The 20,566-nt window shown below is 74.1% G+C and carries 17 protein-coding genes and 1 pseudogene; 4 read left to right on the plus strand and 14 right to left on the minus strand.

Annotation, left to right across the window (positions count from 1 at the left end; genetic code table 11):
• Position 1: 1 nt before the first annotated feature.
• Positions 2-367, minus strand: coding sequence for an SCO4225 family membrane protein (locus tag IE272_RS31695; protein WP_047175278.1), 366 nt, complete (start codon positions 365-367; stop codon positions 2-4).
• 114 nt (positions 368-481) lie between these two features.
• Positions 482-1,612 carry an MFS transporter gene (locus tag IE272_RS31700; RefSeq protein WP_057661217.1) on the minus strand — a complete coding sequence of 377 codons (1,131 nt, stop codon included), beginning with the start codon at positions 1,610-1,612 and terminating at the stop codon, positions 482-484.
• 239 nt (positions 1,613-1,851) lie between these two features.
• Here IE272_RS31700 and IE272_RS31705 point away from each other — a divergent pair, with 239 nt between their 5' ends.
• Positions 1,852-3,066, plus strand: coding sequence for an ROK family protein (locus IE272_RS31705; protein WP_050357410.1), 1,215 nt, complete (start codon positions 1,852-1,854; stop codon positions 3,064-3,066).
• Positions 3,067-3,246: 180 nt separating this feature from the next.
• A complete protein-coding gene (locus IE272_RS31710; RefSeq protein ID WP_050357409.1) occupies positions 3,247-3,540 on the plus strand; it encodes an SHOCT domain-containing protein in 294 nt (97 codons plus the stop codon).
• 83 nt (positions 3,541-3,623) lie between these two features.
• Here the strand turns inward: IE272_RS31710 and IE272_RS31715 are convergent, their stop codons facing one another.
• Positions 3,624-4,142, minus strand: coding sequence for an ATP-binding protein (locus tag IE272_RS31715; RefSeq protein WP_073805659.1), 519 nt, complete (start codon positions 4,140-4,142; stop codon positions 3,624-3,626).
• Between the two features lie 258 nt (positions 4,143-4,400).
• Positions 4,401-4,742, minus strand: a complete 342-nt coding sequence (locus tag IE272_RS31720) for a hypothetical protein (protein WP_050362709.1) — start codon at positions 4,740-4,742, stop codon at positions 4,401-4,403.
• Between the two features lie 210 nt (positions 4,743-4,952).
• Here IE272_RS31720 and cds1 point away from each other — a divergent pair, with 210 nt between their 5' ends.
• A complete protein-coding gene (gene cds1 / locus IE272_RS31725; protein WP_050362708.1) occupies positions 4,953-6,086 on the plus strand; it encodes an L-cysteine desulfhydrase Cds1 in 1,134 nt (377 codons plus the stop codon).
• Between the two features lie 21 nt (positions 6,087-6,107).
• Here the strand turns inward: cds1 and IE272_RS31730 are convergent, their stop codons facing one another.
• The 5 genes from IE272_RS31730 to IE272_RS31750 all read right to left on the minus strand — a co-directional run bounded on the left by IE272_RS31730 (position 6,108) and on the right by IE272_RS31750 (position 11,866).
• Positions 6,108-6,587 carry an SRPBCC family protein gene (locus IE272_RS31730; protein ID WP_050362707.1) on the minus strand — a complete coding sequence of 160 codons (480 nt, stop codon included), beginning with the start codon at positions 6,585-6,587 and terminating at the stop codon, positions 6,108-6,110.
• A 61-nt stretch (positions 6,588-6,648) separates the two neighbouring features.
• The gene (locus IE272_RS31735; RefSeq protein ID WP_050362717.1) at positions 6,649-8,199 is read right to left on the minus strand and encodes an SDR family oxidoreductase; all 1,551 of its coding nucleotides are present in this window, start codon (positions 8,197-8,199) and stop codon (positions 6,649-6,651) included.
• Positions 8,200-8,344: 145 nt separating this feature from the next.
• The gene (locus IE272_RS31740) at positions 8,345-10,363 is read right to left on the minus strand and encodes a hypothetical protein (protein ID WP_190009211.1); all 2,019 of its coding nucleotides are present in this window, start codon (positions 10,361-10,363) and stop codon (positions 8,345-8,347) included.
• Positions 10,364-10,473: 110 nt separating this feature from the next.
• Positions 10,474-10,926, minus strand: a complete 453-nt coding sequence (locus IE272_RS31745; RefSeq protein ID WP_050362705.1) for an SRPBCC family protein — start codon at positions 10,924-10,926, stop codon at positions 10,474-10,476.
• Positions 10,927-11,017: 91 nt separating this feature from the next.
• Positions 11,018-11,866 (minus strand): DeoR/GlpR family DNA-binding transcription regulator, encoded by an 849-nt coding sequence (locus tag IE272_RS31750; protein ID WP_190009213.1) that lies wholly within the window; start codon positions 11,864-11,866, stop codon positions 11,018-11,020.
• A gap of 263 nt (positions 11,867-12,129) precedes the next feature.
• Here IE272_RS31750 and IE272_RS31755 point away from each other — a divergent pair, with 263 nt between their 5' ends.
• Entirely contained in the window at positions 12,130-14,601 is a 2,472-nt protein-coding gene (locus IE272_RS31755; protein WP_190009215.1) for a hypothetical protein, read from the plus strand.
• Here the strand turns inward: IE272_RS31755 and IE272_RS31760 are convergent.
• The 5 genes and pseudogenes from IE272_RS31760 to IE272_RS31780 form a co-directional block, all read right to left on the minus strand.
• Positions 14,568-16,997, minus strand: a complete 2,430-nt coding sequence (locus tag IE272_RS31760; protein ID WP_050362702.1) for a right-handed parallel beta-helix repeat-containing protein — start codon at positions 16,995-16,997, stop codon at positions 14,568-14,570. The two genes, IE272_RS31755 and IE272_RS31760, sit on opposite strands and share 34 nt — an antisense overlap.
• 163 nt (positions 16,998-17,160) lie before the next feature.
• A complete protein-coding gene (locus tag IE272_RS31765; RefSeq protein WP_073960369.1) occupies positions 17,161-17,766 on the minus strand; it encodes an Rv1733c family protein in 606 nt (201 codons plus the stop codon).
• Between the two features lie 34 nt (positions 17,767-17,800).
• Positions 17,801-18,324: pseudogene (locus IE272_RS31770) on the minus strand (MOSC domain-containing protein).
• 129 nt (positions 18,325-18,453) lie between these two features.
• Positions 18,454-18,936, minus strand: a complete 483-nt coding sequence (locus IE272_RS31775; RefSeq protein WP_050362700.1) for a DUF6643 family protein — start codon at positions 18,934-18,936, stop codon at positions 18,454-18,456.
• Between the two features lie 318 nt (positions 18,937-19,254).
• Positions 19,255-20,511: an MFS transporter gene (locus IE272_RS31780; RefSeq protein ID WP_190009303.1), complete on the minus strand. Its 1,257-nt coding sequence runs from the start codon at positions 20,509-20,511 to the stop codon at positions 19,255-19,257.
• Positions 20,512-20,566 lie beyond the last annotated feature (55 nt).

Raw genomic sequence — 20,566 nt, forward strand, 5'->3', positions numbered from 1 at the left:
GTCAGACGCCCTGCGGATGCGTGGATCCGGCCGATCCGACCCGGCGCACCAGGCGGACGAACCAGCCCAGGGCCAGCGACTGGACGAGGACCGAGACCACCAGACCGAGCACCAGGAACCATGCGGGCCCGCCCGCCTCGGCGCCCGCCAGGGAACCGCCGACGAAGAACAGGAAGATGGTCGGGGCCGCGAGGAGGAACAGCCAGACGCCGGAGAACGAGGCGTCCTCGTGGGCGACGAACAGGGTGTCCACGGCGACGAAGAGCGTCGCCGCGAGCACCAGCCCGAGGTAGATCAGGGAAGCGGGGTTGCGGAAGGTCAGCCGGACCAGGGTGTTCAGGTGCGGATGGCCGGTCAGGCGCTTCATGGTGGGCTCCCCTGCTTCTTGCTCGGATTCGTGCTCGGTCGAGGCTTCCATCGTGCGCCGGGGGAGCGGGACCCGCCTGAGTACGGCTACTCAATCGACCAGGTGTGCGGGTGATCAGGTGTGCGCATCCGATGTGGCGTTGCGGGCCCCGTAGCCCAGGGCGGCCGCCGCGGCGGCCAGCAGGGCGACCGTCGTCAGGGCCAGCGGCAGGGAGAACCAGTCGGCCAGGAAGCCGATCGCGGGCGGGCCGAGCAGCATCCCGCCGTAGCCGAGCGTCGACGCCGCGGCGACCCCGCTCGGTCCCGCGAGTTCGCCCGCGCGCCCCACCGCGACCGGGAAGATGTTGGCGAGCCCCAGGCCGGTGACCGCGAACCCGGCCAGCGCCAGCCAGGTGGTCGGCGCCAGCGAGCCCAGCAGCATCCCGGCCGAGGCCGTCACGCCGCCGAGGACGAGGGTGCGGGTCTGGCCGAGCCGCTCCAGGAGCATGGTCCCGGTCAGCCGCCCCGCCGTCATCGTCAGGGCGAACAGCGCGTATCCGGCGGCGGCGAGCCCGGGGTGTGCGCCCAGGTCCTGTTCCAGGTGCAGTGCGCCCCAGTCGGCGAGGGCCCCTTCCCCGTACGCCGTGCACAGGGCGATCACGCCGAAGAGCACGACGACACGGCGGGCCCGGGGCGACATCCGCTGCTTCGGCGCTCGCCGGTCGACGGCGCGCGGAGCGGCGGGGGCCGGGCGGTGCCGCAGCAGGGAGGGCCCGGCGAAGGCGGTGACGAGCAGTCCGGTCCCGGCCAGCAGGAAGAGGTGGGTGGACGCGGAGAGGCCCCCCGCGACCAGCCCGCCGAGCCCGGCGCCGACCATGCCGCCCAGGCTGAACGCCGCGTGGAAGCTCGGCATCACGGGTCGGCGCAGTTCGGCGACCAGGTCGACGGCGGCGCTGTTCATCGCCACGTTCATCCCGCCGTACGCCGCTCCGAACACCAGCAGCACGAGGCCGAGGGAGAGCGCCGAGTGGGTCTGGGCGGGCAGGGCGATGCTCAGGGGGAGCAGGACGCCGCAGACCGCGGTGACGGCATGGCTGCCGTAACGGCGGCAGAGCCGGCCGGTGAGCATCATGGTGATGACCGCACCGGCGGAGACGCCGAGCAGGGCGAGGCCGAGGGTGGAGGCAGAGGCTCCGGTCTGCTGCTTGATGGCCGGGATACGGACCACCCAGCCGGCGAAGAGGAACCCGTCGAGGGCGAAGAACACGGTCAGCGCGGTACGGAGGCGGGCCGACGAGGGTGGGGCGGTGTCTCCGCCAGGTCCCCCCGGTAGGGCCGTCCGCAGTTTGTTTAGTTGCGGCACAAACTCAGCATAGGGGCGCTCCGGCGACGGACGCAACATCGCTGCACGCCGTACGTTCCGGGGGCTCGGCCGTGGCCGGAACGGGATCCCCGGACAGGCCCTGGGCGTCCGGGACGTCTCCGGATCATGGGAGACTCGCCCCCATGAACGGCAAGGCGACCACCACCCGGACGAAGTTGGAGAGGGGCCGCAGTGCGCTCGGGCCCGCACTGGAACTGGTCCACACCGGACGCGCCCCCACCCGGGCCGTGCTCACCTCCGAACTCGGCGTCACCCGCGCCACCGCCGGGGCGGTCGCCGCGGAACTGGAGGCGCTCGGGCTGATCCGGGTCGACTCCAGCCCCGGGTCGGCGGCCGGATCCCAGGGCCGCCCCTCGCACCGGCTGTCCGTCCTGGAGACCGGCCCCGTCGTTCTCGCCGCCCAGGTGCACGCCGACGGCTTCCGGGCCGCGCTCGTCGGGCTCGGCGGCCGGATCGTCGCCACCTCGCCGGGCTGCGTCGCGGTGATGGCCGACCCCGCGCAGGTGCTCGGCGAGGTGGTGGAGGCCGGGGCGGGACTGCTGCGCGAGAGCGGACTGCGCTGCGTCGGGGCCGGGCTCGCGGTGCCCTCCGCGGTCGCCGAGCCGGAGGGCACGGCCCTCAATCCGCTGCACATCGCCTGGCCCGCGGGCTCCCCGGTCCGGGACATCTTCGCCGCCTGCGTACGGGAAGCGGGCATCACCGGACCCGCGTTCACCGGCAACGACGTCAACCTCACCGCGCTGGCCGAGCACCGGCACGGCGCGGGCCGCGGCGCCCAGCACCTCCTCTGCGTGGCCACCGGCCACCGGGGCGTCGGTGGGGCGCTGGTGCTCGACGGCCGCCTGCACAGCGGGAGTTCGGGACTCGCACTGGAGGTGGGCCATCTCACCGTGGCCCCCGAGGGGCGGCCCTGCCACTGCGGCGGGCGCGGCTGCCTCGACGTGGAGACCGACCCGCTGGCCTTCCTCACCACCGCCCGACGCGAACCGGGTCCCGAGGAGTCCCTCCTCAAGCAGGCCGGAAATCTGCTCCGTACGGAGTACGGCGACCCCGCCGTGCGTCACGCCGCCGAGGCGCTGATCGACCGCCTGGGCCTGGGGCTCGCCGGGCTGGTCAACATCCTCAACCCGGACCGGATCATTCTCGGCGGGCTCCACCGCGACCTGCTGGAGGCGGACCCGGAGCGGCTGCGCGCCGTCGTCGCCGACCGGAGCCTGTGGGGGCGCAGCGGCAGCGTGCCGATCCTGCCGTGCACCCTGGCCCACAACAGCCTGGTGGGCGCCGCCGAACTGGCCTGGCAGCCGGTCCTCGACGACCCCCTCGCCGCCCTGGCCTGAGCACCGCGCGGGCTCGCCCGCCGCACCCGCGGATCGGAAGAAGTGGCGGAGGACTCCCGCTGCTCCCACCGGAGTACGCGCACGGCCGCCGGGTGTACGACGCCCGGAGCGCCTCGTCCGGGCAGGCTCGGAAGCGACCGGAACGGCACCCGCCATCCGTGAACGAGGGAGCTGACCGAGATGAACACCCTGGCGCACTCCGGCGGACCCGGCCCCTGGGTCCTGCTCTTCCCGCTCGTCTGGGCGGCGGTCGTCATCGGGATCGTCACCCTGCTGCGCCGCACCGTGTGGCGCGGGCGCCGAGGCCCGTGGGGAGCGGCCCGCACTCCGGGGGCCGTTCCCGCCGAGTCCTCACCGATCGCGCTGCTCGGCCGTCGCTTCGCCGCGGGGGAGATCGACGAGGAGGAGTACTGGCGCCGACTGTCCGTGCTGGACGAGCAGTTCGGCCGGGCCGCGGGCAGCGGCAAGGCGTGACCCCGGGGCGGAACGCGGTGGCGGCCGGGCGGCGCGAAGCCGCTCCGCCGCACTCCGTTCCGGCCCGGCCCCCGCCCGCCCGGTCAGCCGACGACGGCCGACCGGGCGGGCACGGCCACGATGTCGTCGGGGGTGATGGTCACGGCCCCGAACGGCCCGTCGGTCATCGACCCGTAGACCGCGAGCGGTGGCAGGGTCGAGGCGCCGGTGGCCGCCGGCAGCGTGAACCAGACGGCCTTCCCGTCCGAGCCGATGGGCCGCACGCCCCAGCTCTCGCTGACGGCCGCGATCAGGGCCAGGCCCCGGCCCGACGTGGCGAACGAGTCCGCCTCGTTGACCGTGGGCAGGCGCGGGTCGTGGTCGTGGACCGAGACTGTCAGCCGGTCGAGCAGCAGCTCGATGTCGACGGTGCATGACTTGTCCGGCTGTGCGTGCCGGTGAACGTTGGTGAGAAGCTCGGTGACGCCCAGGGCCGCCTGGTCGATCAGAGGATCGAGATGCCAGTAGCGCAGTTGCGCCGAAATGATTCTGCGGACCTGACCGATCCGCGACGGCAGGGCTTGGAGCTCCACCGTGCAGTGCCTGCTTGGCTCGCTGATCACGGCTGCGACTCCCCGAAATAGGTCCGGAAGAAGAGAAGAGAAACGAACGGAGCCCGGCGGGCGACTGACTGCCGAATCCGCTCTGCTCTTGTCGTGTCTGCTCGTGTCGCGCGATCCGGATCCGTGGAGCGGATCGCTCTGTCACCGAGGGTGCACCTTCAGTGACATGGATCCAGCGTGGCCCAGGGGATACGGCTCCGCAACTCGCGGCGGAGCCCGGCGGCCCGGGAACCGGACCGCCCCGTCCGTACCGACCGGTCAGTCCCGGCGGCCTCGCGCACTGCGCAGCGTCTCCAGGAAACGCCGCAACGGAGCCGCCCCGTCGCGTCTGCGGCTGCGCTGCCCCATCGTCAACCGGTAGCGCACCCCGTTCACCCGGGCGATGACGGAATCCGCCGCGATGAACCACCACTTGCGTGCACTGACCGAGCCCACCGGGGCGCTGTCGATCTCCCGCCCGTTGCTCGTGAGCAGGGACAGCCGGCCGTCCTTCACCACCACCTGACCAGCCCTGGTCAGCGACCTGGTGAACCGCTCGATCCTGACCCCCGACGCACTGAACTCGACGTCCGCCACAGCGGATTCGCCCCCCTTCGACACCACTCCTGCTGTGCAGTGTGCCCGGACACGGGCCGGATCGCCAGAGGGCCCGGAAGCACGGCGGGCGCTCACCCGCACCGCCCGTCACGGCCGCCCCCGCGGGCGGCGGTCAAAGGCAGCGCTATGGACCATCAAAGTGACCGTTTGCGCAGGTGGGGTGCATATCGTGGAGCCGCGAGCACCGGACCGACGACCAACAGGAGCAGGCCCATGGACACCAGTGAGCACGCAGCCGGGCACGGGGCCAGGGCGACCGTGGACGTCGACCGCAGCGACCCCGAGTACCGGGCCTGGCTGAAGGAGGCCGTCCGCAAGGTCCAGGCCGACGCGAACCGCTCCGCCGACACCCACCTGCTGCGCTTCCCGCTGCCCGAGGCGTGGGGCATCGACCTCTACCTCAAGGACGAGTCGACGCACCCCACCGGCAGCCTCAAGCACCGCCTCGCCCGCTCGCTCTTCCTGTACGGGCTCTGCAACGGCTGGATCCGGCCCGACAAGCCGGTCATCGAGGCGTCCAGCGGCTCGACCGCCGTGTCGGAGGCGTACTTCGCCAAACTGATCGGCGTCCCGTTCATCGCCGTGATGCCGCGCACCACCAGCCCGGAGAAGGGCCGCCTCATCGAGTTCCACGGCGGGCGGTGCCACTTCGTGGACGACTCGCGCACCATGTACGAACAGTCCGCCGCCCTCGCGGCCGAGACCGGCGGGCACTACATGGACCAGTTCACCTACGCGGAGCGCGCCACCGACTGGCGCGGCAACAACAACATCGCGGAGTCGATCTACCAGCAGCTGCGCCTGGAGCGCTATCCGGAGCCCGCCTGGATCGTCGCCACCGCCGGGACCGGCGGCACCTCGGCGACCATCGCCCGCTACGTCCACTACCTCCAGCACGACACCCGCATCTGTGTGCCCGACCCGGAGAACTCCTGTTTCTTCGACGGCTGGACCCACAACGACCCGCAGGCCACCAGCGACCGAGGCTCGCGCATCGAGGGCATCGGCCGCCCGCGCATGGAGCCCAGCTTCGTGCCCGGCGCCATCGACCGCATGATGAAGGTGCCCGACGCCGCCAGCGTCGCCGCCGTCCGCGCGCTGGAGCGCGCCATCGGCCGCAAGGCGGGCGGGTCCACGGGCACCGGGCTGTGGAGCGCGTTCAAGCTGATCGCCGAGATGGTGGAGCGGGGCGAGCAGGGCAGCGTCGTCACGCTGCTGTGCGACCCGGGCGACCGCTACCTGGACAAGTACTACTCGGACTCGTGGCTGGAGGAACAGGGCCTGGACATCGCCCCGTACACCGCCGCCATCGACGACTTCCTCACCACCGGAACCTGGCCCTGCTGAGGCCGGGATCCGGCGCGTCGCTCAGGGCGCCGTCGTCGCCAGCCGCGCGTCCAGGCGGCGCACGGCGTCCCGGAAGGACCGGCCCACCCCCGCCCGCGCGAGGCTCAGCACCAGGCGGAAGGGCCCCGTCCCGTCGGCGGCGAAGGTCCACTGCACCCGGGTGCCGGACCCCTCGGGAGTGAGCCGCCACTCCTCCAACAGGGCACGGAGACCAGGAGCGTTGGACTCGTCGGCCCGGTAGGCGTAGCAGGTGTCCGGCTCGGCGGCCACGATCGTCTCGCGGAACCGGACCCCGCCCCGCAGCCGCACCTCCCGGCCCGCGCCGTCCTCGGTGGGCGTGGCCAGGGTGACGGCGGTGAACCACGACGGCCAGGACGGCACATCGTCGGCGAGCGCGCGGTACACCACGTCCGGCGGAGCGGACACCTCGGCGGCGAACACCAGACGAATCGGCGCGGAATCGACGAACTCCCGTCCCACGGTACGGAGTAGGCGTGCCATCGCGTGCACCTCCCGGCGGTCTGCGGTGTGTGGAGCCGGGCACACGATAGTGCTCGGACCGTCAGTTGTCTGTACCACTGTCGGCCATCGACGCACGCCGTTTCTCCTCGGCCGCCGCCGCCTCGGAGATGTTGCGCGCCATCCCGCCGAACACCACCGAGTGGAAGGGCCACACGCTCCACCAGTAGGCGTGGCCGAACAGCCCGCGCGGATGGAACAGGGCACGCTGCCCGTACACCGTCCGGCCCCGCTCGTCGCTCCGCACCGACAGCTCCAGCCAGGCCAGGCCGGGGACCCGCATCTCGGCCCGCAGTCGCAGCAGTTCGCCCGGCACGATCTCCTCCACCCGCCAGAAGTCCAGCGAGTCGCCCACCCGGAGATGCTGGGCGTCCCGCCGGCCGCGCCGCAGCCCCACCCCGCCGACGAGCCGGTCGAGCCAGCCGCGAACCGCCCAGGCCAGCGGGAAGGAGTACCAGCCGTTCTCCCCGCCGATGCCCTCGATCACCCGCCACAGCGCGTCCGGCCCGACCGGCACGGTCAGCTCCCGCTCGTCGCGGTAGAGGCTGCCGCCCGCCCAGTCGGGGTCGGTCGGCAGCGGGTCGCTCGGCGCACCGGGCACCGAGGCGTTGGACCAGCGGGTGTCGACCCGCGCCTCCTGGATCCGCTTCAGGGCCAGGCGCAACGCCCGGTCGAAGCCGATGGAGCCGTCCGGCGGATCGGGGACGTACTCCTTGATGTCGTGCTCCCGGCACACCACCTCGTGGCGCAGCGATTCCGTGAGCGGCCGGGCGATGGAGCTGGGCACCGGGGTGACCAGACCGACCCAGCGGCTGGAGAGCGTCGGGGTGAGCACCGGCACCGGCAGGATCAGCCGTGGCCGCAGCCCCGCCACCCGGGCGTAGCGCTGCATCATGTCCCGGTACGTCATGACGTCCGGGCCGCCGATGTCGAAGGCCCGGTTCACGTCCTCGGGCAGCTTCGCGCTCCCCACCAGATACCGGACGACGTCCCGTACGGCCACCGGCTGGATCCGGGTCCGCACCCAGCTCGGGGTGATCATCAGCGGCAGCCGCTCGGTGAGATACCGCAGCATCTCGAACGAGGCGGACCCCGAGCCGATCACGATCGCCGCGCGCAGCACCGCCGTCGGCACCCCGGAGTCCAGCAGGATGTGCCCCACCTCGGCCCGCGACCGCAGATGCGGCGACAGGTTCCTCTCCGGGACCCCGGCCGGGGTCAGCCCGCCCAGATACACGATCCGGCGCACCCCGGCCGCCCGCGCCCGCTCGCCGAAGGTCCGGGCCGCCCTGCGGTCGGTCTCCTCGAAGTCCGAGCCGGAACCGAGCGCGTGCACCAGGTAGTACGCGACGTCGACGTCCCGCATCGCCTCCGCCAGGGACGCGGCGTCGGTGACATCACCGCGCACCACCTCGACCCGGTCCGCCCACGGGTAGTCGCGCAGCTTCTGCGGCGTTCTGGCCAGAGCGCGCACCCGGTACCCCGCATCGAGCAGGGCGGGCACCAGCCGGCCGCCGATGTAGCCGGTCGCCCCGGTCACCAGACAGCGCGGATGCGAGCTGCCGGGCCTGTCCGGGCCGTCGGGGAGAGTCAGGTCGTCGGAGCCGCCGTCAGAGGTGTCGCCAAGATCCGTCACCTTTCCGAGTCTGGCACCGGACGGCCGGTGCGACCGGTCGAGGGGCTCCGTACGGCGGCACCGACGCCATCGGTACGGTGACGTCGCCCGGGGCCGTGCCGGCTCAGCGCACCGCCGCCAGCGTTCCGCCCCCGCGCAGCGACGCCGTCAGCTCCACGGCGGCGTCACGAGGCGCCCGTACCGCGAACGTCGGACCGCCCGCCGCTTCCCGTACCGCCCCGGTCGCCTCGATCCGGGTCACCGCACGGCTCCCCGCCGCCAGGACGTACCACCGGCCGGACGCCGCCTTCCAGCGGGTGCCCGCCAGGACGTGCTGCCCGAACCTGCTGCAGAGGGCCGTGTCGTCGCGGTCGGCGACCACCGCGGCCGGGTCCGTGGGCGAGCCGGCGGGTTCGAGGAAGTGCACCAGCACCCGGCCGGGACCCCGCCAGGTGTCGGCCCGGGTGCACAGCCAGCCGGCCGACGCACCGTCCTCGGGCAGCTTCTGCTCGGCGAAGGCCCAGTTGTTGACCGCCCGCACGCCGGAACCCGACAGGGTCCGCAGGGAACACGCCGTACGCGCCCAGGCGAGCAGTGCCTCACCGCCCGTCGCCTCGCGCGGCTGCCGGGCCGGTGCGCCCCGGCCGGGCTTCGGGGTGTACGTCAGATGCGCGGGGGCCAGGTCTCCCAGATCCGTCACCAGGAAGGCGTGCTTCTCCACGATCCGCCCGGAGGAACGTAGCTGAAGCACCGGCCAGGAGTCGCACGCGCCGTTCGCGGCCGGCCGGGGCGCCGGAGCGGTCACCCCGTCCGGGCCCACCGCCAGCGGACGGGCCGGGGTGCCGGGCGCGAGCAGATCCCGGGTGGTGGACTCCTCGATCCAGGGGGCGAGCAGGAACCGCGCGCTGTCGCCCGTGCGGCTGACGACGACGGCCGCGCCCGTCGTCACGTCCGCGTCGTCGGTCCGGGCGAAGTCGAGCGCCGCCCCGCCGGAGCCGGACAACGGCTCCGCGTACCGCACCACCCGGTCCCCGCTGTCGTGGAACAGCACCACGGCCGCCCCGTCCACCACACCCGCGAACAGCAGCCGGGGCGGCTCGACGGGCGGCGCCGCGACCGTGCCCGGCGTGGTGGTGACCCGGACCGAATCCGGCGGCCCCGACCAGGCCCGCAGCGCCCGGCCCAGCAGCTCGCCGTCGCCCGTGCGCCCGCCCCGGGCGGGCCAGGCGGTGAAGTCGACGCGCGAGGTGTCCGCCCACCGCTCCGCCGAAGTCCGCAGCAGCCCTGCCGGATCGAGCGCCGGGACCGCGACGCCTGCCGGGTTCCGGTCGTCGCCCGTGGGCCGCGCCCCCTCGTCGACGGCGACCGCCAGGCCTCCCGCCACCACGCACAGCGCCGCGGCCACCGCCACCGCCCGCACCCGGTGCCTGCGCCGCAGCAGGTCGCTCGGGCGGGTCTGGACCGTGCACGGGTCGAACTCGCCGGACCTGAGCATCGCCTGCGCCCCGGCCCGGTCCGGCCTCCCCAGCCGGGCCGCCCGGCGCACCGCGCCCGCCGGATCCGACACCCCCGCCCCGGCCAGCAGATCCCGCGCCCCGGACTCGTCGAGCCCCTCCAGCAACTGCAGGGCGAACGCCGCCCGGACCGCCCCGGGCACCGTGGACAGGGCCCGGTCCAGGGTCAGTTCATCGACGCCGCCCGCCCGGGGGAAGAGCCGCAGCCCCCACACCACCGGCACGGCCGGACGCAGCGCGGCCGGAGCCGGAAGCCTGCCGGGCCACCAGCGGGGCCGCCGCTCGTGGGCCAGCGCCCCCCGCAGCACCCGCAGCCGCATCCACCCGTACGCCGCGCCCGAGGGGCCCAGGTCCGACCCGGCGCCCTCCGGTGCGGGCTCCGCGTCCACCGGAGCGCCGGACCGGCGGGACTGCGCGGGAACGCGTGGGCTCCCGGCGGCGGGCAGGGCCCGCTGGACCACGGCGTGCGCGGCCAGGACCCGGCGGTGCCGTCCGAGCGCCGGCGGCAGGACTACGTAGGCGAGCCGCACCAGACGGGGATAGTGCTCCACGAGGGCGGCCTCGGCCTGCTGCACGCCCGTGCGGCCGGGGTGTACGTCGGTCCGCTGCTGCGGTTGATGGATCGGCATGAAATGGGTGCCTTCCGGGGCCGTGGCGGGGATGTCATACCGACAAACGAGTCAATCGTGTGACGGTCACATCACCCGTGCACCTCACCCCTGGGGGCGGTCCGGGCACCTCACCCGCGCACATCGCCGGGGGAGGCGAGCAGGGCGTCCAGGACCTTGCCGAACATCCGCCGTCCGGTGGAGGCGAGCAGCGGATCGCCCCACCGGGGCACCAGCCGCACCCGCAGTTCCTCGACCCAGACGACATGGGAACCGGAATCCGTGGGAAGCACGTCGATCGAGGCCCTGCCCAGCACCACCGCCCCCCGCTTCTCCAGTCGGCAGACCCCGGCCCGGCCCCCGGCGGGCGGCGTCCACCGCACCACTTCCATCGGATCGTCGAACGCCAGCGGACCCAGCCCCGTACGCGCCACGAACACCGTCCCGAGCTGCGAGGGAAGCCCGGTCGGGACCGAGATCGCGGTCAACGGCACCTGCGCGGCGTGCCGTTCCCAGTCGGTCACCCGGCGCCAGGCCTCGGCTGCGGGGAGAGGGGAGAAACGCTCGATCCGGAAGACGGCCACACCTCGATCCTATGGGGTGCCCGGCGGACCCGCCGTGCCGAACGGAACCCGAAGGGCCCGGCCCGGAGCCTGCCGGGCGACCGACAGGCTCTCAGCCCTCGGCCGGCGAAGCCTCGTCGGGTGCGTCGCCCGCCACCAGCAGACCCGGCAGATGCTCCCCGATCTCCGCGCGCGTCCGAGGAGCCAGGCCCGCGTCCGTGACGAACGTGTCGACCTCCTCCAGCGTGGCGAAGGAACTCAGGCCCACCGTGCCCCACTTGGTGTGATCGGCCACGACCACGATCCGGCGAGCCGCCCGGACGAAACGGCGGTTGGTCTCCGCCTCAGCGAGATTGGGCGTCGAGAGCCCGGCCTCGGCCGAGATCCCGTGCACGCCGAGGAACAGCACATCGAAGTGCAGGGAGTCGATGGCCCGGTCCGCGACCGGCCCGACCAGCGAGTCCGAGGGCGTGCGCACCCCGCCCGTCAGCACCACCGTCGCCGCCCCGGGCCGCGCGCCGCGCCCCCCGGCCGGACGCTGAGCGTCGTGGAACACGTCGGCCACCCGCACCGAGTTGGTCACCACCGTCAGATCCGGCACGTCCAGCAGATGCCGGGCCAGCGCGAAGGTCGTCGTCCCGCCCGAGAGGGCGATCGCGCTGCCGGGCACCGCCAGCGCCGCAGCCGCCCGCGCGATGTCCTCCTTGGCACTCAGCTCCAGCGCCGACTTCGCCTCGAACCCCGGCTCGTGCGTACTCGCCTCGACGACCGGGACCGCACCACCGTGGACCTTCTCGATCACGCCCTGGCGGGCCAGCGCGTCCAGATCCCGGCGGATCGTCATGTCGGAGACGTTCAGCTTGCGGGTCAGCTCGTTGACCCGGACCCCGCCACGCCTGCGCACCTCGTCGAGGATCAGCGCACGTCGCTGCTCCGCGAGCAGGTTCTGATTCTCGCTCAACGCCGGGTCCGGTCCTTCCCTCTGCCGTACGGTCCGCAGCGGTCTGCGCGACACGCTCATCCTGCCACGCAGGCATGCCCGGCGTATCACCTGGGGAGATTCCGTGAGACCACTTCACGCAGCCGCCCCGCGCCCGGAATCCTTGGGACTTCGCGACCGGCGGGTCACCATGCCCGGAACCCACGGCGTCCCGGCCCGCACCATCCGCTCCTGCGCACGTCTCCGTCGGCCGCGAGGCCGACGCGCCCGAGAGAGAGTCCCCCTTGGCTCCCGCCGCCCCGCACCCGCCCCAGCCCCAGCCCCCGCCTTCCTCCCCGTCTCCGCAGCACACCGGGACCGCACTGGAACTGCTCGTCCACGGAGTCGGCGGCGCCACCCCGCAGGAGATGCTGGGCGACCCGCGTACCGTCCGGGTCACCGGGGACGAGACAGCGGCCGTGTACCGGCGCACCGAGGACGCCCACGGCGAGAAGCACCCCGAGCGCTACCGGGACGAGCCCGTCGCCGAGGCGTACTGCTGGTCCGGCCTCACCTCCGGCAACGGCTCCCGCGCCCTGTGGCTGCTGCTCCTGCCGTTCATGGTGGTCAACCTCGCCCACTGGATGCGCCCCACCGCCACCGGCCGCACCCGCGCGGTCCGGCTGTACGGCGTGCTGGTGCGGCTCGTCGCCCTCAGCCTCACCGTGCTGCTCACCGCGGCCGCCTGCGAAGTCGCCCTGGACCTGCTGGCCTGGCAGTGCGCGGGCACCGAGAGCTGCGCCGAACGCCGGTCCTGGCTCGGCTTCCTGTCGGCCCATCAGGGCGGTTGGTGGTCACAGCCCGGCCGCCGTCTCGCCCTGGCTGCCGTCGTGCCCGCGGCCCTGGTGGGGCTCCTGTGGTACCTGTCCAACCGGACCTGGAGCGCGTACGAGTCCCAACGCCCCCTGGACGAAGGGGACATCGACGCCCACGGGCCCGAAGGAGCGCACGAGGCCCACGGGCCCGACGCGCCCGGCCCGGACACCGACGGGGCCCCGCGCCCGCCCGTCCCGGTCCGCCCCGCGCTCGGCAGGCCCGGCTTCTGGTTCGGCCGCCGGATCGTCGCCCGGCTCCGCGCCGCCCACACGGCGGCCGGGTTCCTGACCGTCGCCGCGGCCGTCGCCGGCGCCGCCGCGCGACACGACCGGAGCACGGACGGCCCGGTGCCCCAGATCTTCGGCGCGGCCGTCGAGGGCGGCATCGCCCTGTGCACGCTCGTCGTCATCTGGGTCGTCTGCCGCCGGGGCCGCAGCGAACGGACCCGCGACACCCGGCTGGACGCCGCCCTCATCACCTATCTGCCCGGCTCCGCGCTCGCCCTGCTCGCCCTCGCCGTCGTGCACGCCTCCTGGTCGCGCCCGGACTGGCAGTCCTCGGGCAGCCTGCCCGGCGAGACCGCCTTCCGTCTCCTCGCCCTCGGCCAGGGACTCCTCGTCGTCGCCCTCGCCCTGGTCGCCCGGGACCTCTACCGGCGCACCCCCGAACCGCGCACCATCCTGCACGGACTCGGCGGCCCCGCGGTCGCGATGCTCGCCTGCGCCCTCGGCGGCGTGATGACCGGCGGGGTGGCCCAGCGCGTCGCCGACTGGCTCGACGGACCCGGCAGCCCGGGCATGGGCCACGGCACCGACATCGCCGGGCCGCCGGTCCTGCTCAGCTGGCAGGCCTCCGTCATCCCGGTGCTCCTGCTGCTCCTGCTCGTCCCGGTCCTGGTGCTGATCGTCCGCACCACCCGCACCGCCCGCCGGCTGGGCCCGGTCATCGAGGAGGAGTACGCCCCCGAACCGCCCGACGAGGGCCGTACCCGCCGCATCGCCCGGATCCGCGCGACCGCCGCCCTCACCGACTCGGCGCCCTGGATCGTCGGCGTGGTCTCCGGGGCCACCCTGCTGCTCGGGGCGGGCGCGGTCGCCGGCTCCTGGCACAGCGACGAGGTGCCGGGCCGGGCCGCCGACGGGAGCTGGCCGCTCGTCGAATCGTTCGCCGAGGCCGCGCAGTCGACCGGCTCCTGGCTGATCGGCTTCGGCTTCGTCCTGTTCGTCGCCGGCGGCCGCCGCGCCTACAAGGACGCCTCGGCCCGCCGCACCATCGGCATCCTCTGGGACGTGGGAACCTTCTGGCCGCGCGCCGCCCACCCCTTCGCGCCCCCGTGCTACGCCGAGCGCGCCGTCCCCGACCTCGCCTCCCGGATGTCCGCCTGGACGGCGACCACGCCCCGCGGCCGGCTCGTCATCTCGGGCCACTCGCAGGGCAGCGTGCTCGCCGCGTCCGCCGTCTGGCAACTGCCCGACGCGACCCGCCGCCGGGTCGCGCTGCTCACCTACGGCTCCCCCCTGGAGCGGCTGTACGGGCGGTGGTTCCCTGCCTACTTCGGCCCCGAGCCGCTGCTCGGACTGCACCGCTCGGTGCACTGCTGGCGCAATCTGTGGCGGGCCACCGACCCGATCGGCGGCCCCGTCCGCATCTGCGCCGACCCCGACCCGGGCGTCGACCGGGGCCCCTTGAAGGACCCGCTGGCCTACGGACGGACCACGAGGCTCCCGCTCCCCGAACCGATCCTCGGGCACTCCGACTACCAGGCCGACCCGGCCTTCGCCGAGGAGCGGGCCGCCCTCCTCGACGAACTGGGACCGCTGGTGCCCCGGCAGACCGGAGGCGGTCGGCAGCAGCCGGAGGGAGCCGTTCAGAGGGGCAGCTCGGGGAGGTCCTCCGGGTAGAGCAGGGTCAGGTCGTCCGTGCTCGTCTCGGCGAGCTGGGCGACCCGGCCCGCGTGCCGCTCCACCATCGACTCGAAGGTCTGGCGGGCGGTGCGGCCGTTGCCGAAGGCGGGGCCCTTGGGGAGCGCCGTGAAGTACTTCAGGAGCGCCTCCCCGGTGCCCTCCGCCAGGCTGTACTCATGCTCCTCGGCCTGCTGCTCGACGATCCGCAGCAGCTCCTCGGGAAGATAGTCGCTGAAGGTGATGGTCCGGGAGAACCGCGAGGCCACCCCGGGGTTGACGGTGAGGAACCGCTCCATCTCGTGGGTGTAGCCCGCGACGATCACGACCACCGCGTCCCGGTGGTCCTCCATCAGCTTCACCAGCGTGTCGATGGCCTCCCGCCCGAAGTCCCGGCCGGAGTCCTCGGGGGACAGGGCGTACGCCTCGTCGACGAACAGCACCCCACCGCGCGCCCGGTCGAACGCCTCCTGGGTCCGGATCGCCGTCGAGCCGATGTGCTCCCCGACCAGGTCCACCCGGGACACCTCGACCAGATGACCGCGCTCCAGCACCCCGAGCGAGGCCAGGATCTCCCCGTACAGCCGGGCGACCGTGGTCTTGCCCGTACCGGGGGAGCCGGTGAAGACGAGGTGCCGGCGGACGGACGCGGCCTTGAGCCCGGCCTCCTGACGGCGGCGGCCCACCTCGATCATGTCGGTGAGCGCGCGCACCTCGCGCTTGACGCTGTCCAGGCCCACCAGTGCGTCCAGTTCGCCGAGGACCGCCGAGGAGTCCCGGGCCGGCTCCGCCGGGGCGACCGGCTCCGGAGCGGGCTCGACCGCGCGCTGCCCGGGCAGCGCGCCCAGCAGACCGGGCGTCGACCGGGTCTCCGTCAGCACCGCGGGCGACGGGGCCGCCGCCGTACGCAGACCGCTCTCGTCGCTCGTGCAGTCCGTGGCCACCGGCCCGGTCGCTGCGCCGTTGTCGCCCTCGGGGAATTCGTAACCGCCCCGGGCGCACCGCTCGGTACGGCAGCGGGTCAGTGTGGTGCGGCAGCCGTCCATGATGTGGAAGCCGTAGCCCTCGCTGCCCGTCACCCGGCAGCTGTCGAAGGTGCCCCGGCCCTCGGCCGAGACGTAGAACCCCGCCTCGGCCGGAGAGGTGACCGTGCAGCGCTCGATGGTGGGGTCCGCGCCCTTGGTGACGATGACCCCGGTCTGCGCCGCGTCGATGGTGCAGTTGTTCAGCGTGCCGCCGCTGCCGTGGTCGCGGAACCAGGCGCCCGTGGACGCCTCCCGGATCCGGCAGTCGTCCAGCTGGGCGGTCGCCCCGTCGCTCACGGAGACGGCGGTGTTGCGGATCTGGGAGAGGTCGCTGTCCACCACGTCGGCGCGCGACCCCCGGTCGAGGACGAACAGCGCGTCGGGCACGTCGTGCACCCGGCAGGCGTCCAGTATCACCGTCGCGCCGTCGCTGACCCAGACCGCCGGATAGTCGCCCGTGCTGTCGTGGATCTCGCACTGGTTGGCGTCGACCCGGGTCCCCGGATCCCAGACCGAGAGCCCGTTGCGGCCGAAACGGCGGACCGTGGAGCGGGTCAGCGTGAGCACCGAACGCGACCGCAGGTCGACGGCGTTCTCCGGGATGTCGTGGATGTCGCAGTCGGCGAGGGTGAGCACCGCGTCGGTGTCCAGCGTGACACCGTCCGCCGAGGTGCGGTGCACGGTGCAGTCGGTCAGGTGGGCCGAGCCCCGGGCGGTGACCTGGATGCCGCTGCCCTTGATCTCGTACACCTCGCAGCCGAACGCCTCCAGACCGCTGCCCTCGCCGGTGACGCCGATGCCCGCCCCGGACGCGTGGTGGATCCGGCAACGGTCCAGTCGAGGGTGCCCGCCGTCGCGGACCGAGACCCCGGACTGGCCGGCCGAGACGACCTCGCACTCCTCGAACACGCCGCCCGCACCGTCCAGCACGGCGATGCCGACCCCGGCCGGGTTGTCGACCGTGCAGCGCCGCACGGTGGGCCGGGCCGCGCCGCGCACCTCGATGCCCGCGGCGGACCGCGTCACGATCCGCAGATCCGTCAGCTCCGCCGTGCCGTCCTCGACCAGCAGGGCCGGGGCCGCCGAGTCCTGGCCCTCGACATGGAGGTCCTGGATGACCGCGGAGGCGCGCACGGTCAGCGGTACGCCGTCGACCGGGGCGATCCGCACGGAACCGACCGAACCCTCGGGGCCGCGCAGCGTCACCGCGCGGTGGACGACGAGATTCTCCCGATAGGTCCCGGGCGCGACGGTGAGGACGTCGCCGTCGGCTGCCGCCTCCAGGGCCGCGGAGAGGGAGGCGTACTCGCCCGTGCGGCGGCGCCATCGCGATGTGCCGGTGTGCGTCACCTGGACCGTGCCCTGTGCCATGGCGTTGCTGTGCCCCCACCTCGTGCTGTGCGATGCCTCGGGTCCGTCGCCGGGGAGGCGGACGGGGTCGGACCACCGTAGCGCGCGTGAGGGGCGGGAGTTGACGAGTCCGCCCCGCCGAGCGATGTCGCCCGCCGCCGCCCCCGGTCGCGGGAGACCGTGGTCAGCCGCCCGTTCCGGCCCTGCCCCAGTCCGGGCCCGCCTCCGCCCACTCCCGGTCCAGCCGTGCGTAGCGCCGCCGCGCCATGCGTCCCACCACCAGCCGGCGGCCCGCCTCGACGCACGCGGCGGCGAGCAGGAACGTGCCGATGCCGCCCAGCACCGCGTGGGTCCGGGCGGTGCTCCCGTCCATCGGCGGCGATACGGGGTGGCCCGCCGCGTCCGTCCAGATCCGCACCGGGGACCCCGGGGGGCCCGGCCGCGACGCGGTGGCCACCTCTCCGGTGCGCGGACCGCCGTCCGGGGCCTCCCAGGACGCCACGACCCAGGTGCGCGCGGCCCGTTCGACGCCGCCCTCGGGATCACCGGCGAACCGTTCCCGCCCCGCCGGACCCACCACGACCGCGTCGACGGGGTGGCGCTCCTCGTGCTGGGCCCGCACCGACCGCTGGAGGGCGGCGTCGGCGACCGCACCGCCCGCCCAGCCCGCGGCCGGGGCGACGACCACGAGCAGCAGCAGCGCCCCGAGGGCCACCCAGGCCTCGCGGCGGTCGGTGGCACGGCGCAGCGGATTGCCCCGCCCGCGCAGCAGTGCCCACAGCACCCACACGCCCGTGCCCCCCTCGCTCCTTCTGCCGGCCGGTCTAACGGTCGAGGATCCGGACGGGGTCCCCGACCCTGATCACTCCCGTCCCCTCGGGGATCAGATTCTGGCCGAAGACCAACTGTTTGCCGAACCGGCGGTGGCGGGCCGGCGTGAGCAGCGGCTCCCTGCCCCGCTCGGCGGTGTGCTGGTCGGTCGTCGTGATCACGCAGCGGCCGCAGGGCTTGGCCACCGTGAAGGCGACCTCGCCGATGGCGATCCGCCGCCAGCCGTCCTCCGCCCAGGCCTCGGTCCCCCCGATCACCACGTTGGGCCGGAAACGGTCCATCGGCAGCGGGCCCTCCTCGGGCCGGTCGCCCGAGGCGATCAGGGCAGCGGCTCGGCCGCGATCCGCGCCAGGGACGGCTGCTGACGCTGTGTGACGGCCCTGGCCGCCTTGTCGACCAGCATCCAGCGGCGGTCGCCGTCGAGTCCCCATGGCTCGACGGCGACCGTGTCGCAGGCGCGGGCGGCAAGCGACTTGACCGGATAGACGTGGGCGGAACGGAGCACGGGAACGCTCATGCGTCCATCCTGCCAGCACCCCCTGACCCCGTACGCGCGGTCTTCGGGGCATCAACGGCACCCGTATTGCCCCGGATGCGGCTGATGCCCGGTGCGTCCCCCGGCGCACCGCGTCGTACGGAGTCGTGGTCAGTACCCCCGGCTCTGGTACGGGCGGTTGTACGGGTCCTCGTACGGCGACTGCGCCGGCGCGGGCCGGGGCGAGGCCGGGCGCATCGACTCGTACCCGGTGGCGGGCGCGGGGCGCGGCGGCTGGGGCTGCTGCGGATAACCGCGGACCGCCGAGGGCTGCTGCGGGATGTACGGCGCGGGCGCGTGCTGCAGCTGGGCGGGCTGCATCGGCGCGTGCTGCGCCGGAGCCTGCTGGTACTGCGGCATCGGCTGCTGCTGCGGGTAGCCGTAGCCGGTCTGCTGCGACGGGGCCGCGGGCAGGGCGGGCAGCGCCGACGGCAGGGCCGGCAGATAGCTGTTGCCGGTGTCATAGGCAGCAGGCACCCGGATGGGGGCGATCTGAGGGGTTCCCCGCTCCGCGACCAAGGAGTCGTAGATCGGAGTGTCGGGGAACGACGCGGCGTAGTAGCCGCCGCCGAAGGTGGAGCGGGGGGACGTCATGCCACCTAAGTTAAGCCCACGATGTGCTGTATGGGGAGCCCCAATCTTTGGGTTATCCGTTTTACGCTGTTTCTGTGCGCCCGGCCTGCCGAAACATCGTTAAAGCTTTCGTTAACAGCAGGGATCTTTCCGCTGGTGGGCGACGGCTTCGGCCCGCGCTCCCGGTGCCGAAGGGGAACCGGCGTCGACGCATCCGGGAGGCAAGCGAATAGCGTTTGGCCAAAGCGCGTTGCGCGCGGTTCGGCGTCGCGGAGATCGTCCGCCGACCCGAAAGGCCCTGCCTTCCCTCGGCCCTCGTAGGGTTTTTCGGCACCGCCCTCACCCGCCCGGTCCGGCGGGACCGCTCGTGCCCGGTGCGCGGCGCGGGGACCGGCCGGCCACCGGCAGGACCAACAGGGCGGCCAGCCCGCCCATCAGGGCCAGCGCCGGGTAGCCGTCCCGCGCGACTACCGGGCCCGACGCCAGGCTGCCGACCGCTCCGGCGGTCGCGAGGCCCACGTCCACCAGTCCCTGGGTCGTGGCGCGCCGGTCCGGGGGCAGGGCGTCCGTGACGATCGCGGTGCCGCTGATCAGCCCGAAGTTCCAGCCCAGGCCGAGGAGTACGAGAGCGGCGCCGAGCGCGGGCGCCGAGCCCGCGGGCGACAGGGCCGCCAGTGCCCCGGCCGCCAGCAGCAGAGGTCCGGACGCGCAGGCGACCCGTCGCCCGCCGATCCGGTCGACGAGCAGACCGGTGAGCGGGGACGGCAGGAACATCGCCCCGACGTGCAGGGAGATCACGAGCCCCGCCGCCCGGGCGCCATGACCGTGCGCCAGCATGTGCACCGGCGTCATCGTCATGATCCCGATCATCACGACCTGGGTCAGGATCATCACGGTGGTGCCGACGGCGACGTCGTGACGCCCGGCGGACGCCGTGGCCCCGGCGCGGGGCCCGTTCGTACCCGCGTCCTCCTCCTCGCCGCTGTCCGCGCCCTCGTCCGGGGCGCCCGCCGCCCGGGCGGTCAGCGCCTGGGCGAGCCGGAGCGGATCGGGCCGCAGCAGGCAGGCGAGGACGACCGAGGTGGCGGTGAACGCCGCGGCCGCCAGCAGGAAGGGCCCGGCGAGACGCGGCACGCCCCAGGCGTGTGCGACCTCGCCGGCCGGCGTCACCAGCATGGGCCCGGTCACCGCACCCAGAGTGGTGGCGAACAGCACCGCGCTCACGGCCCGTCCGCGCCGGGCGGGGGACGCCAGGTCCGCGCCGGCGTAGCGCGCCATGAGGCCGGTCGCCGTACCCATCCCGTACACCACGAGGGCCGGGAGGAGCAGCGCCACGCTTCCGGTGGCGGCGGCCACCACCACACCGACGCTGCCGAGCGCTCCGGTCGCGTAGCCCAGGGCCAGTCCGGGGCGACGGCCCCAGCGGGTGCAGAGCCGGCCGATGCCGAGCGCGCCCAGTGCGGCCCCCGCGGTGAACAGCGCGCTCGGCACTCCCGCGAGGCCGGTGGAGCCGAGCATCTCCTCGGCGAGCAGGGCCCCGACGGTTATCCCCGCCGTGAGACCGGCGCCGCTCATTGTCTGGGCCAGCACCAGCACGGCCAGGATGCGCCGCTGTTCCGGAATCTCACCCGTGGCAACCGGATGTCTGCTG

Source organism: Streptomyces anulatus, assembly GCF_014650675.1.
Classification (GTDB): domain Bacteria; phylum Actinomycetota; class Actinomycetes; order Streptomycetales; family Streptomycetaceae; genus Streptomyces; species Streptomyces anulatus.

Bases quoted from the DNA above. Each gene is read 5' to 3' on its own strand.
- IE272_RS31760 (WP_050362702.1), bottom strand. From the start codon at position 16,997: ATGGCACAGGGCACGGTCCAGGTGACGCACACCGGCACATCGCGATGG.
- cds1 (WP_050362708.1), top strand. From the start codon at position 4,953: ATGGACACCAGTGAGCACGCAGCCGGGCACGGGGCCAGGGCGACCGTG.
- IE272_RS31775 (WP_050362700.1), bottom strand. From the start codon at position 18,936: ATGACGTCCCCCCGCTCCACCTTCGGCGGCGGCTACTACGCCGCGTCG.
- IE272_RS31705 (WP_050357410.1), top strand. From the start codon at position 1,852: ATGAACGGCAAGGCGACCACCACCCGGACGAAGTTGGAGAGGGGCCGC.
- IE272_RS31740 (WP_190009211.1), bottom strand. From the start codon at position 10,363: ATGCCGATCCATCAACCGCAGCAGCGGACCGACGTACACCCCGGCCGC.
- IE272_RS31710 (WP_050357409.1), top strand. From the start codon at position 3,247: ATGAACACCCTGGCGCACTCCGGCGGACCCGGCCCCTGGGTCCTGCTC.
- IE272_RS31695 (WP_047175278.1), bottom strand. From the start codon at position 367: ATGAAGCGCCTGACCGGCCATCCGCACCTGAACACCCTGGTCCGGCTG.
- IE272_RS31730 (WP_050362707.1), bottom strand. From the start codon at position 6,587: ATGGCACGCCTACTCCGTACCGTGGGACGGGAGTTCGTCGATTCCGCG.